The organism is Chryseobacterium sp. L12, assembly GCF_056133985.1.
In genome coordinates this window covers 64,035-76,208 of record NZ_JBVYOF010000019.1, presented here as the reverse complement: position 1 = coordinate 76,208, position 12,174 = coordinate 64,035, and the positions used below count along the sequence as shown (strand labels likewise).

The following is a 12,174-nucleotide window of genomic DNA, read 5'->3' as shown; positions in this document are numbered from 1 at the left end:
AAATATTAGCAAAAATCAATCCGAAATACCACGCACACATCCGACATTATTTTACAAAACGCTTATATTCAATAATTTAAACTGATTTAATTATTTACAAAAGGTTTACCCGCGATATTCAATAATTACAAAAAAATCTGCTCGAAATTTGGCTTAAGCAAACATAAAAAAATCAACATTATGAAAACGACCTACATCAGATTATCATTAGTAAGCGCTATTTTATTAGGAATTTATTCATGCAAAAAAGGAGAAGCTATAGAAAACGTTTCAGAAACCACCAACTACAGCAACGAAATTTCTGCGGACAGTATTTCTTCTGTGGCAACCATGTCGGTAAAAGACAAACAGTTTATTAAAACTGCCAATGTTGATATGGAAGTAAAGGATGTGTATGATGCTACTATCTCCATAGAAAAATCGGTACAGGAACTCGGAGGATTTGTTACCCACAGCAATCTGCAAAGCAGGGTAATCTCTGAAGATACTTACAATACTTCCGATGACAATGCTATGATGGTTAAAAAATATCAAACCGAAAATTCAATGCAGGTGAGAGTTCCGACCTCAAAGCTTGGTGAGCTTTTATCTTTTGTTAATAATAAAAAGCTGTTTCTAAATTCCAGAATCATCAATGCTGAAGATGTGACGTCAAGCATTAAATATGCAGAACTGGAAGGAAAAAGAATCAGGAAAACTGCCGATAACATTTCTGAACTTAAAACAACAAAAGACAAGATCAATATGAGTAATAATAACATGGCAGAAGAAAACCTGCAGCAACTCGCCAATCTTGATGTGACAGACAATCTGAAATACAGCACGGTGGACATTCTCATCAAAGAACCGAAACTGCGTATTGCTGAAATTGCTGTTGCAAACTCAACCAATATTGATAACAAGTATAAATTCAACTTTTTTTACAGCGCTAAAAATGCTTTTATAGAAGGCTTTTATCTGATTCAGAGAATTATAGTCGGATTGATTACCATTTGGCCGATTATAATAATTTTTGCTCTTGGGTGTTACTTTTACCGCAAAAACCAATCTAATAAAAAACTGAAAATCAAAACAACAGACCATTCGGCATCCTAACCTCTGGTTATTTACATAAATTCTGACAACCTCTGCTTTTGTGGAGGTTTTATTTTAAAGTATGTCTCATAAAATCCTAGTTTAGAGAACTGTTTTGGATTTTTAATCCGCAATTAACATCATTGCATGAAAATTCCGTAAATTTGCGGTTTAAAACATATTGCCTGGATTTCAGCAAAATTCTGCCTGATACTACAGAAATTCAGCTTATTAAAACTTAAACTTAATTTATGTTATCTAAAATAAATCCTACTCAAACCAATAGCTGGAAGGCTCTGGATGATCATTTCGGGAATAATGACTTTGATTTAAGAAGCCTTTTTCAATATAATCCGAACCGTTTTGATGAATTTTCAATTAAAAAATCTAACTTTTTATTCGATTATTCTAAAAATTTAATTGATTCAAGAACAAAAGAGCTTTTGCTGAACCTCGCTGAAGAATGTCATTTAAAGGAAGCCATTTCCAAGATGTTTGCGGGAGATAAAATCAATGAAACGGAAGGAAGAGCTGTTCTCCATACTGCTTTGAGAGATTTTTCAAATAAAGAAATTTTGGTTGACGGTGAAAATATCAAACCTCAGATCAAAAGAGTTCTGGATCATATGAAATTTTTTTCCGAAAGCATTATTTCAGGAGACCATAAAGGCTTTACCGGAAAAGAAATTACAGATGTAGTGAACATCGGAATCGGAGGTTCAGATTTGGGACCGGTGATGGTAGTTTCTGCTTTAAAGCATTTTAAAACAAGGTTAAACGTTCATTTTGTTTCCAATGTAGACGGAAATCATTTGGCGGAAGTGGTAAAAACTTTAAACCCTGAAACAACTTTATTCATTATTGCTTCAAAGACATTTACGACACAGGAAACAATGACGAATGCCAATTCTGCGAAAGACTGGTTCTTAAAAGCCGGAAAACAGGAAGATGTAGCAAAACACTTTGTTGCTTTATCCACTAATGGTCAAGCAGTTAAAGACTTCGGAATTGCAGAAGAAAATATTTTTGAATTTTGGGATTGGGTTGGCGGAAGATACTCGCTTTGGAGTGCAATCGGCTTAAGTATTGTTCTTGCAGTAGGTTATGAAAATTTTGAGGAGCTATTAAGAGGAGCTTACGATACGGATCAGCATTTCCAGACAGCAGATTTTAGTGAAAACATTCCGGTTTTAATGGGATTAATTGGAATTTGGTACCGTAACTTTTATGCAGCGACTACTCATGCAATCCTTCCGTACTCACAATATTTAGACCGTTTTCCTGCTTATTTTCAGCAGGGAGATATGGAAAGTAACGGAAAATGTGTGGACAGAAACGGCAAATTTGTAGAATATGAAACAGGACCAATCATTTGGGGAGAACCGGGAACAAACGGACAACATGCATTTTATCAGTTGATTCACCAAGGAACAGAATTGATTCCTGCAGATTTTATTGCGTATGCAAAAAGTCCGAATAAAGTTTCAGACCATCAGGATAAATTGCTGGCTAACTTTTTTGCTCAGACTGAGGCACTTGCATTCGGAAAAACAGAAGAAGAAGTTGAGGATGAATTAAGAAATTCAGGAAAATCTGATGAGGAAATCAATTTCCTGTTAAACTATAAAGTCTTCCACGGAAACACCCCAACTAACTCAATATTATTCAATGAATTAACTCCTTTTTCATTAGGGCAGTTAATTGCGTTGTATGAACATAAAATTTTCGTTCAGGGGGTGATCTGGAATATTTTCAGTTTCGACCAGTTCGGTGTGGAGTTAGGAAAAGTTTTGGCGAATAAAATTTTACCGGAACTTGAAAACAATGAGACGGTTAATTCTCACGATTCTTCAACCAACGGATTGATTAATTATTATAAAGCAAACAAATAAAATTATTGCTGATTTTCATTAATTTTGATTAAAAATAAAAGATATGAGTACCATTACAATACATCTGAAAGATAAAGAAGAGGAAACTTTAATGGAAAATCTTTTGAAAAAAATGAAGATCAGCTTTGAAAAAAATGAGGATGATTTTGAACTGACGGATGAAATGAAAAGAGTGATTGATGAAGCTTTAAAACAAGACAGATCAAAAGCAATAGATGGCAAAGAATCTTTAAAAAGAATCAGAGCTAAATATGGACTTTAGTTATAAATTCTTGCCCACTGCCGAAAAAGATATTGTAGAAGCAACAAAGTATTATGCTGATATCTCGGTCAAAGTTTTAAAAAACTTCAATAAACAATTAGATCTGGCAATTGATAGAATAATTACAAATCCGTATTTTCAGAAAAGGCACAGAAATGTAAGAGCTTTCACTGTAAAGAAATTTCCTTACATTATTTTCTATGAAATTAGTGAAGATGAAAAAATGATTTATATCCTCTCCGTCTTCTGCACACACCAGAATCCGGAAAAATATCCATAAGAAAATCTAATAAAAAGTAATAAAAGTAAAAATGGCACAAATTCTTGACGGATTAAAAGTATCCAAAGAAATAAAACAGGAAATTAAGGCTGAAGTAGAAAAAATCATTGCCAACAAAAGAAGAGCGCCGCATTTGGTAGCGATTCTTGTTGGAAACAACGGAGCGAGTAAGGCTTATGTAAATGCAAAAGTAAAAGATTGTGAAGAAGTTGGATTTCAGTCAAGCTTAATTAAATTTTCAAGCACCGTTTCAGAATCTGAATTATTGGAAAAGATCGATGAATTAAATAAGTCGAAAGCTGTAGACGGATTTATCGTTCAGTTGCCTTTACCAAAGCAGATTGATCAGGAAAAAATCATCAACGCAATCGATCCGAGAAAAGATGTTGACGGGTTTCACCCTGAAAATTTCGGAAAAATGGCTTTGGAAATGGATACGTTCTTACCGGCAACACCGTTTGGAATTTTAACATTACTGGAAAGATATAATATTGAAACAAAAGGTAAAGACTGTGTTATCATCGGAAGAAGTAAAATTGTAGGAAGACCGATGAGTATATTAATGGGAAGAAAAGATTTCCCTGGAAATTCTACGGTAACACTTACACACTCTTACACAAAAGACATTGAAGAATATACTAAAAAAGCAGACATCGTAATCACGGCTCTAGGAGATCCCCACTTTTTAAAAGGTGAAATGATAAAAGAAGGAGCTGTAATTGTAGACGTGGGAATAACAAGAGTAGACGATGATTCTCCGAAAGGATACTATTTGGCGGGTGACGTAGATTTTGACAGCTGTGCAGCAAAAGCAAGCTGGATTACGCCGGTTCCAGGAGGAGTAGGTCCTATGACAAGAGCGATGCTGATGAAAAATACCATCATTGCTTACAAAACTTCGGTCTATAACGACTAATTTTAAAATGAATTTAACAGAAGAAATATTATTAAAAGAAGGTAAAATGCTCCCTGTAATGGAGCATTTTTACACTCTTCAGGGAGAAGGAGCATATACGGGAAAAGCAGCTTATTTCATCAGACTGGGCGGTTGCGACGTCGGTTGCCATTGGTGTGATGTAAGAGAAAGCTGGGATCCGAATTTACATCCGTTAATGAATGCAGAAGAAATTGCAGAAACTGCAGCTAAACATTCTAAAACAATTGTTTTAACAGGCGGAGAACCTCTGATGTGGAATCTTGATATTTTAACAGGAAAGCTAAAAGAATTAGGATGTTCTATTCATATCGAAACTTCGGGTGCTTATCCTTTAAGCGGACAAATCGACTGGATTACCCTTTCGCCAAAGAAAACAGGACTTCCGAAAGAGGAAATTTACGCCAAAGCACATGAGCTTAAAGTAATTGTTTTCAATAACAACGATTTTAAATTTGCTCAGGAACAGGCTTCAAAAGTTTCAGAAGACTGTACGTTGTATCTTCAGAGCGAATGGAGTAAAAGGGATGAAATGTATCCTAAAATTACAGATTTTATTTTAGAAAATCCGCAATGGAGAGCTTCAGTTCAGACCCACAAGTATCTCAATATTCCATAAAATTATCTATCTTCGCTTCTGCGGTTTGTTTCAATAAGCATCAATGCAAAGAATAAGATACTCACGTTATCTCAAAACAGCGATTATATTGCTAGACCTTTTGGTGATTGCAATGGTATTCGTCTATTATTTTATCAGTACCAACCGAGATCTGGTACATGACAGAGATTTGTGGTACGAAAATTCCTTTCCTTTGCTTCTGGTGATTTTTTTCTGGATCTTATTAAGCGGAAAAACAAAAATTTACAATATTTCGCGAAATCTTACTTATATTCTGTTTGTAGAGAGAATCATTACTCATTTTCTTCTTTTTACAATTGGTTTGGTTTTAATCAGAAAAGTGAGTGCCAATCAGTTTTTCGGATCCGAACTGACCTGGCTTTCGTTGTCTCTTTTCTTTCTGATATTTGTGATAAAATCTGCTGTCTACTTTTCCATACGATTCATCCGTTCTAAAGGGATCAATCACAGAAATGTTATGTTTCTGAGCGAAACAGATTCTACCAATGTTTTAAAGAAAATTATTAAAGACAGAAAAGATTTTGGATATAAAATATTCGACTATAACCAGACTGAATTAAACAAAGAAAATCTGGCAGATTTTTGGAAAAAAAACGGAATACATACTCTTTTCATTCCCACAGAAAATCAGTTAAGCCCGTCTGAACAAAGTGAAATTTTCCTTCTTGCCGAGGCAAGCAAAGTGCATATCACCCTTATTCCCAGCATTTCAAAAAATAGTTTTTTCTTTTATGATTTAGGCTATATAGAAACACAGCCGGTTCTGAATCAGGCAAAATATCCGTTAGATTATTATTCTAATTTTTTATTAAAGAGGGGCTTTGATATTGTTTTTTCCATATTGGTCCTAGTTTTGATTTGTTCATGGTTGTTTCCGATTATTGCATTTTTAATCAAGAGAAGTTCACAGGGACCTGTTTTCTTTATCCAGAAAAGATATGGGTATCATGAAGAGATATTCAATTGTATTAAATTCCGTACAATGGTGGTAAATGAAGATTCTTCCAAAAAGACAACGGAAGAAAATGATGTAAGAATTACTGCGATAGGAAAGTTTTTGAGGAAAACAAGCTTGGATGAGATGCCTCAGTTTATTAATGTGCTGAAAGGTGATATGTCTGTCGTAGGACCAAGACCTCACATGCTGGCTGTAGACAATTTTTACAAGCCAAAAATTGGCAGATATACTCTTAGAAGCCATGCTTATCCCGGAATAACAGGCTTAGCACAGATAAAAGGACTTCGTGGAGACAGCGGTAATGTAGAAATAGAAATGAATAAGAGAATTCTTGCTGATTCTTTTTATATAAGAAACTGGAGTTTTGTGATGGATTTAGCTATTATCCTCAAAACAATTATATTGATTATAAAAGGAGATAAAAAAGCAAAATAAATTAATAAGGATAAGATAATGCTGTGATTGCACAACTTATCCAACATCTAAAATTCAATAAAATAGCCTAATTTAGCAGAATGTTAAAAAAGTTTTTTACAGCAATAGGAGAATACATGTTGCTTCTTGGTAAATCCATACAGAAACCACAGAAAATGAGGGTTTTCTGGAAGCTTCTTATGCGTGAAATCAATGATTTGGGAGTCAACTCTTTCGGGTTGGTTATTTTTACTTCCATTTTCGTAGGAGCAGTTGTTGCCATTCAGATGTTTAATAATTTTGATGCATCATCATTCCCTATTCCTCCTTCATTTGTAGGATATGCTACAAAAGCGGTTTTGGTTTTGGAGTTTTCTCCTACCATCATCAGTTTGATATTAGCCGGAAAAGTAGGCTCATATATTGCATCAAGTATCGGAACCATGAGAGTTTCAGAACAAATTGATGCTTTGGATATTATGGGAGTTAACTCCCCAAACTTTCTAATTTTCCCTAAAATTATTGCGTGTGTAATTTTTAACCCGCTGCTCATTGCCATAAGTATTGTTTTTGGTATTGGCGGTGGATATATTGCAGGAATCCTTACAGGAAACTGGACTACAGCGGATTATATTAATGGTATACAGATGTATATGCCCAATCTCTTTATTTATTATGCATTCAGTAAAACAATAGTCTTTGCATTTATAATTGCCACCGTACCTTCATATTTCGGATATTTTGTAAACGGAGGATCGCTGGAAGTAGGTAGAGCCAGTACACAAGCAGTAGTCTGGACGATGGTTTTCATTATTATTTCCGAATTAATTCTAACACAGTTAATATTAAGCTAATGATTGAGGTAAAAGATCTGAAGAAAAGTTTTGAAACCGTGGAAGTCCTTAAAGGAATTACCACAACATTTGATGAAGGAAAAGTAAACCTGATCATTGGACAGAGTGGTTCCGGTAAAACGGTTTTCCTGAAAAGTCTGCTTAATGTTTACCAGCCTTCCTCAGGAGAAATTTTGTTTGACGGAAGGAATATTAATGTGATGAACAGAGAGGAAAAACAGCAGCTGAGAGCGGAAATAGGAACCGTATTTCAGGGAAGTGCACTTTTTGATTCTCTTACGGTAGAAGAAAATATTATGTTTCCGCTAGATATGTTTACCAATCTGACTTTCAGAGAAAAGAAAAGAAGAGTTTTTGAGGTAATAGGAAGAGTTCATCTTGACAAAGCCAACAAAAAATTCCCATCTGAAATTTCAGGAGGAATGCAGAAGCGTGTAGCCATTGCAAGAGCTATCGTAAATAATCCGAAATACTTGTTTTGCGATGAGCCAAATTCGGGTCTGGATCCTTATACATCTAACATTATTGATGATTTGTTACTTGAAATTACCCAAGAATACAATACCACTACTATCATCAATACCCATGATATGAATTCTGTAATGACCATAGGTGAAAAAATTGTTTATCTACGGCTTGGCATTAAAGAATGGGAAGGAAACAAAGATATTCTGATCACTGCAGGGAACAAAAATCTTATTGATTTCGTTTATTCATCAGAATTATTTAAAGAATTAAGAGAATATCTTTTAGAGAATAATAAAACAATTGATAATACAATCACCAAATTTGAAGATAATGAAAAAAATAATTAGTGCCGCTTTTATAGGCTTTAGTATGTTAGCCTCAGCGCAAATTTCATTAGCTGGTAAAGCCAATGTTTTGATTCCTACAAGTTCTGCTTCATGGAAGAATCTTAAAACGGCTGCAACCAATGCTGTAGAACAAAAAGGTAAAAATATTACCGGTTTCAACGTAGGTCTATCATTAAAAATTGATTTGCCTACTGCTCTATATGTAATGCCGGAAATCTACTATACCAATTTCAGCAATGAAGTGACGGTACAGAATGATGCAAATGCAGATCAGACCACCATTAAAGCAAAAAGCAGCAGAGTTGATATCCCTGTATTGGTGGGTGTAAATCTTCTAGGAAATATGCTCAGTGCTTATGCCGGTCCGGTTGGAAGTTTCAATCTGGCAAAGGATGATAACTTTGATAATTTTATTCAGAAAGTGAACACCAAATCTTTTACAGTTGGTTATCAGCTAGGATTGCAAAGTGAAATTTCCAAAGTAATACTATCTGCAAGATATGAAGGTGCATTTTCTAAAGATCAGAGAAAATTTATCAATAGTGTTGCAGGATCCGATCAGGAGATTAATTACGACAACAGATCAAGTCTTTTTTTACTTGGTTTAGGATATAAATTTTAAGAAATAACCGCTTTACAATAAAAATCCTCAAAATTATATTTGAGGATTTCTTTTTTGCTGTTCCAGTTCAGCTTTCTGTTTTTCAATTTCCAAAGTCTGTCTTTCCAGTTCTTCTTTTTCTTTTTGAAGCTGCTTAAATTCTCTTCTTTTTGCTTCAGCCTTAATAGCACTTCCTTTACTGATGTATCCGATCATACCACCAAAAATCAGCCCTATCCCGATACCCGCCATCACACCCATTACATGAGAAATCGTAATTTTCTCTACAGTAAAGTCTGTGGTGAGATAAAAAAGTAAAGCTGATACTGCAAGAAGTATCATTCCGACTACTGTAATGCTTTTCATAACTTTAAAATATTGAAGCCTTTTCAAAACTCATCAGAAAAGGCTTTTGTTATTATCTACTTAAGATTTTCCGCCTGCTGCTCTGTAATACTCTAAAGCTTTTGGCAGATCTTTCTGAATATCACTTATTCTGGTCTGCGGACTTGGGTGAGTAGACAAAAATTCCGGCTGTCTGTTTCCTGATGACTGAGCCTCCATTCTACTCCAAAAAGGTATTGCCTGTCTAGGATCGTACCCGGCAATAGCCATTAAATTCAACCCCATTTCATCTGCCTCAGATTCCTGAGTTCTTCCGTATTTTAAAAGTGCAACCTGAGATCCAATAGGATATGCTGCTTCAAAAACTCTTGCAAGCTGTGCATTAGAAATAGTTCCTCCCAAAATAGCACCTCCATATTGCGCCACCATTGCCTGAGAAATTCTTTCATTACCATGACCAGCCAAAGCATGGGCAACTTCGTGTCCCATCACAACAGCAAGACCTGTTTCGTCTTTCGTAATTGGCAAAATTCCTGTATAAACGGCTACTTTTCCACCAGGCATACACCAGGCATTTACCTGATTATCCTGTAAAAGATTAAATTCCCATTGGTAATTTGCAAGATCTGAACTCCTTCCGATGCTTGAATAATATTTTTCTGCTGCCAGCTTAATATTATTTCCCACTTTTTTAACCATTTGAGACTGTGCTCCGGTTACTACTTTTGCTTCTTTCAATGTCTGCTGATATTGCTGAACTGCTGCAGTAGTAATTTGTGGGTTTAAGGTTCCTATCTGTAAAGATTTTCTTCCTGTCATCGGATTTGTAGTACAAGCTGCAACTGCTAAAGCGATTGTTCCTATTCCTAATAAATGTGTAATTTTCATAAATATGTTTATTATATCTCATGCTTTACAATTTCTGTTCCAAAATATTTATTTTAGTTGCACAGATTTTGATAGATAAATTTACTAAATTTATTGTCATGAAAAAATACATAAAAATACTTTCCATATTGTCAGTCTTTGTTTTCCTATATAATTGTAATGCTCAAGGAAAAGCAGAATCTCAGATTGCGAATACCCTTATCTCCAGCGAAGAGTTTACATTTCATGCAGAAAGAGCTCTTCCAATGAATCAGGATGTTATTAATATTGTTAATACAATGCCTAATCCGGCAGCTCAAAGAATTTTTGATCTATCAGGAGAAGGATATTCTATAGAAATCAGAAAAAAAGTTCTGGATGTTGCATTGCCTTATTTCGGAAGAACATTTAATCCGGGATATGGAACAACAGACAGTTACCGGTTTACTTCCAAAGATTATACGCTTACAAAATCGCAAAGCAAAAAAGGGAACTGGATTATCAAAATCAAGCCGAATGATGTGAAAAATGTTTCTGAAATATTTATTGATGTTTCTAAAAACGGAAAGGCTTCTACCTCAATACAAAGTAATGACAGGCAGCCGATTACATATAACGGATATATTTCTCAAAATGAAGAAATTAAAGAAAAGAAGATTGACTAATCTTTATTAAGAAATTTTTCAACAAACAATTTTGCTTCGGTACTGGGATTAGAAACCAACATCGAAGCATTTTTTTTATGCTGAATATAAGATTCTTCTGTTGAATCACCGTTTTTAACCGAAGCAAGAATAAATTCCTGAACCCAATATTCAAACCTTTTTTCTGCCTGATATTTTCTCACAGCTTCAAATCGGTCTGTTTTCTTTTTTAAATTTATAAAATCATCAATTTTTTGATAAACATCTATTAAGCCTTCATTTTTTAATGCAGATCCCAGCAATACCGGAACTTTCCAGTCTTTTTCTTTTGCCGGGAGAAAATCTAAAGCACGTTTTAGTTCAAGCTTGGTGTTTTTGGCTTTTTGAAGATTATTTTCATCCACTTTATTAATGAAAACAACATCCACCATTTCCATTATTCCGCGTTTGATACCCTGAAGTTCGTCTCCGCCACCAATTATTTTCAGAAATAAAAAAACATCCGTAATATCTGAAACCAACACTTCAGACTGCCCCACTCCTACTGTTTCAATTAAAATATAATCGTAACCTGCAGCTTCGCAAATCATCATCGTTTCAAAAGTCGTATTGGCAACACCTCCCAAAAATCCTGAACTTGGAGAAGGGCGAATAAAAGCATTTTCCTCTTTTGCCAATTCTTCCATTCTGGTTTTATCGCCCAAAATACTTCCTTTATTGATCGCCGAACTTGGGTCAATAGCCAAAACAGCGACTTTTTTACCTTTAGCAATAGCCAGTCTGCCGAAATTCTCTATAAAGGTAGATTTCCCTGCTCCCGGAACGCCTGTAATTCCTATCCTAATTGATTTTCCTGTAAAAGGAAGAATTTTCTTCAAAAGTTCTTCTGCCTGAATCCGATGTTCGGGTTTTGTACTTTCAACCAAAGTAATGGCTTTGCCAATCAGCCGTTTATTTCCTGATTGTATTCCTTTAAGTAACTCCTCTGTTGAAAATTTCATTTTGAATTTATCAGTATAAATTTGTTCGATAGATGATTTATAATGTTAACTTTAAACATTGATTACATAATATTAATTTTATAACTTTTCCCCTTTCTTATTAATGTAAAACCATTTTTCGCTTTTCCATATTGAATATTCTCCATCTTTGAAAATATCACATTCATAAGAAACGCGACTTTTTCCCCTTTTAAATGGATATGCACATTTAAACTGAGGCTTTATAATTAACTCATAGTTTTTTGAATCAATGAATCCTATTTTTTCATTTTTAATGATTCTTATTAACCCTTCACTTTCGTAATCAACACCATTATCAAATACGAAAATATCATAAATATGAGTTCCCTTCCTATCAATTATAACTGGGCTTGGATCTGAAACGATTGCAAATTTTTTTAAATATTTATCTTTTGCGAACCAATAGTCTCCAAGAACCTTTTTTCCTTTAGAATTATAATATGCAAATTTGAATGTTTTTTCGTCTTTTTTCAGCAATAAAATGTCATTTTGCTGTATATTACTTTCGTTTTGAGAATAAAGATTCATAAAACAAAAAACGAAAAAAAAATTTAAATTAAAATTCATTTGTT

At 34.4% G+C, this 12,174-nt stretch carries 15 protein-coding genes; 11 read left to right on the top strand and 4 right to left on the bottom strand.

Annotation, left to right across the window (positions count from 1 at the left end; all coding sequences use genetic code 11):
- Window positions 1-180: 180 nt before the first annotated feature.
- From AC0NBN_RS12165 to AC0NBN_RS12120, 10 genes are all read left to right on the top strand, one after another.
- Entirely contained in the window at window positions 181-1,095 is a 915-nt protein-coding gene (locus tag AC0NBN_RS12165; RefSeq protein WP_160813318.1) for a DUF4349 domain-containing protein, read from the top strand.
- 230 nt (window positions 1,096-1,325) lie between these two features.
- Window positions 1,326-2,966, top strand: a complete 1,641-nt coding sequence (gene pgi / locus AC0NBN_RS12160) for a glucose-6-phosphate isomerase (RefSeq protein ID WP_160813317.1) — start codon at window positions 1,326-1,328, stop codon at window positions 2,964-2,966.
- Window positions 2,967-3,009: 43 nt separating this feature from the next.
- Window positions 3,010-3,228, top strand: a complete 219-nt coding sequence (locus AC0NBN_RS12155; protein ID WP_160813316.1) for a hypothetical protein — start codon at window positions 3,010-3,012, stop codon at window positions 3,226-3,228.
- Window positions 3,218-3,508, top strand: a complete 291-nt coding sequence (locus AC0NBN_RS12150; protein WP_160813315.1) for a type II toxin-antitoxin system RelE/ParE family toxin — start codon at window positions 3,218-3,220, stop codon at window positions 3,506-3,508. Before AC0NBN_RS12155 ends, AC0NBN_RS12150 begins: the two co-directional genes overlap by 11 nt.
- Before the next feature lie 31 nt (window positions 3,509-3,539).
- Window positions 3,540-4,424, top strand: a complete 885-nt coding sequence (locus tag AC0NBN_RS12145; RefSeq protein WP_160813314.1) for a bifunctional 5,10-methylenetetrahydrofolate dehydrogenase/5,10-methenyltetrahydrofolate cyclohydrolase — start codon at window positions 3,540-3,542, stop codon at window positions 4,422-4,424.
- Window positions 4,425-4,431: 7 nt separating this feature from the next.
- The gene (locus AC0NBN_RS12140; protein ID WP_160813313.1) at window positions 4,432-5,061 is read left to right on the top strand and encodes a 7-carboxy-7-deazaguanine synthase QueE; all 630 of its coding nucleotides are present in this window, start codon (window positions 4,432-4,434) and stop codon (window positions 5,059-5,061) included.
- 43 nt (window positions 5,062-5,104) lie between these two features.
- Complete coding sequence (locus AC0NBN_RS12135; protein ID WP_160813312.1) at window positions 5,105-6,475, top strand: exopolysaccharide biosynthesis polyprenyl glycosylphosphotransferase; 1,371 nt, start codon at window positions 5,105-5,107, stop codon at window positions 6,473-6,475.
- A gap of 80 nt (window positions 6,476-6,555) precedes the next feature.
- Entirely contained in the window at window positions 6,556-7,308 is a 753-nt protein-coding gene (locus tag AC0NBN_RS12130; RefSeq protein WP_143882794.1) for an MlaE family ABC transporter permease, read from the top strand.
- Window positions 7,308-8,123 carry an ABC transporter ATP-binding protein gene (locus tag AC0NBN_RS12125; protein ID WP_143882795.1) on the top strand — a complete coding sequence of 272 codons (816 nt, stop codon included), beginning with the start codon at window positions 7,308-7,310 and terminating at the stop codon, window positions 8,121-8,123. Before AC0NBN_RS12130 ends, AC0NBN_RS12125 begins: the two co-directional genes overlap by 1 nt.
- Complete coding sequence (locus AC0NBN_RS12120; protein ID WP_160813311.1) at window positions 8,107-8,745, top strand: outer membrane beta-barrel protein; 639 nt, start codon at window positions 8,107-8,109, stop codon at window positions 8,743-8,745. The genes AC0NBN_RS12125 and AC0NBN_RS12120 overlap by 17 nt, the downstream gene beginning before the upstream one ends.
- 33 nt (window positions 8,746-8,778) lie before the next feature.
- On the opposite strand, the gene AC0NBN_RS12115 is transcribed toward AC0NBN_RS12120, so the two are convergent.
- Both AC0NBN_RS12115 and AC0NBN_RS12110 read right to left on the bottom strand, forming a co-directional pair.
- Window positions 8,779-9,090: a hypothetical protein gene (locus tag AC0NBN_RS12115; protein WP_143882797.1), complete on the bottom strand. Its 312-nt coding sequence runs from the start codon at window positions 9,088-9,090 to the stop codon at window positions 8,779-8,781.
- A gap of 60 nt (window positions 9,091-9,150) precedes the next feature.
- Complete coding sequence (locus tag AC0NBN_RS12110; RefSeq protein WP_160813310.1) at window positions 9,151-9,957, bottom strand: M48 family metallopeptidase; 807 nt, start codon at window positions 9,955-9,957, stop codon at window positions 9,151-9,153.
- 98 nt (window positions 9,958-10,055) lie between these two features.
- Between AC0NBN_RS12110 and AC0NBN_RS12105 the strand changes: the two genes are divergently transcribed.
- Window positions 10,056-10,601 (top strand): DUF4251 domain-containing protein, encoded by a 546-nt coding sequence (locus AC0NBN_RS12105; protein ID WP_160813309.1) that lies wholly within the window; start codon window positions 10,056-10,058, stop codon window positions 10,599-10,601.
- Here AC0NBN_RS12105 and meaB read toward each other — a convergent pair.
- On the bottom strand, window positions 10,598-11,581 hold the full coding sequence (gene meaB / locus AC0NBN_RS12100; RefSeq protein WP_160813308.1) for a methylmalonyl Co-A mutase-associated GTPase MeaB: 984 nt from the start codon (window positions 11,579-11,581) through the stop codon (window positions 10,598-10,600). The genes AC0NBN_RS12105 and meaB overlap by 4 nt on opposite strands.
- Window positions 11,582-11,659: 78 nt before the next feature.
- Window positions 11,660-12,079, bottom strand: a complete 420-nt coding sequence (locus AC0NBN_RS12095) for a WG repeat-containing protein (protein ID WP_160813307.1) — start codon at window positions 12,077-12,079, stop codon at window positions 11,660-11,662.
- Between the last annotated feature and the right edge of the window lie 95 nt (window positions 12,080-12,174).

Bases quoted from the DNA above. Each gene is read 5' to 3' on its own strand.
- AC0NBN_RS12165 (WP_160813318.1), top strand. From the start codon at position 181: ATGAAAACGACCTACATCAGATTATCATTAGTAAGCGCTATTTTATTA.
- pgi (WP_160813317.1), top strand. From the start codon at position 1,326: ATGTTATCTAAAATAAATCCTACTCAAACCAATAGCTGGAAGGCTCTG.
- AC0NBN_RS12155 (WP_160813316.1), top strand. From the start codon at position 3,010: ATGAGTACCATTACAATACATCTGAAAGATAAAGAAGAGGAAACTTTA.
- AC0NBN_RS12150 (WP_160813315.1), top strand. From the start codon at position 3,218: ATGGACTTTAGTTATAAATTCTTGCCCACTGCCGAAAAAGATATTGTA.
- AC0NBN_RS12145 (WP_160813314.1), top strand. From the start codon at position 3,540: ATGGCACAAATTCTTGACGGATTAAAAGTATCCAAAGAAATAAAACAG.
- AC0NBN_RS12140 (WP_160813313.1), top strand. From the start codon at position 4,432: ATGAATTTAACAGAAGAAATATTATTAAAAGAAGGTAAAATGCTCCCT.
- AC0NBN_RS12135 (WP_160813312.1), top strand. From the start codon at position 5,105: ATGCAAAGAATAAGATACTCACGTTATCTCAAAACAGCGATTATATTG.
- AC0NBN_RS12130 (WP_143882794.1), top strand. From the start codon at position 6,556: ATGTTAAAAAAGTTTTTTACAGCAATAGGAGAATACATGTTGCTTCTT.
- AC0NBN_RS12125 (WP_143882795.1), top strand. From the start codon at position 7,308: ATGATTGAGGTAAAAGATCTGAAGAAAAGTTTTGAAACCGTGGAAGTC.
- AC0NBN_RS12120 (WP_160813311.1), top strand. From the start codon at position 8,107: ATGAAAAAAATAATTAGTGCCGCTTTTATAGGCTTTAGTATGTTAGCC.
- AC0NBN_RS12115 (WP_143882797.1), bottom strand. From the start codon at position 9,090: ATGAAAAGCATTACAGTAGTCGGAATGATACTTCTTGCAGTATCAGCT.
- AC0NBN_RS12110 (WP_160813310.1), bottom strand. From the start codon at position 9,957: ATGAAAATTACACATTTATTAGGAATAGGAACAATCGCTTTAGCAGTT.
- AC0NBN_RS12105 (WP_160813309.1), top strand. From the start codon at position 10,056: ATGAAAAAATACATAAAAATACTTTCCATATTGTCAGTCTTTGTTTTC.
- meaB (WP_160813308.1), bottom strand. From the start codon at position 11,581: ATGAAATTTTCAACAGAGGAGTTACTTAAAGGAATACAATCAGGAAAT.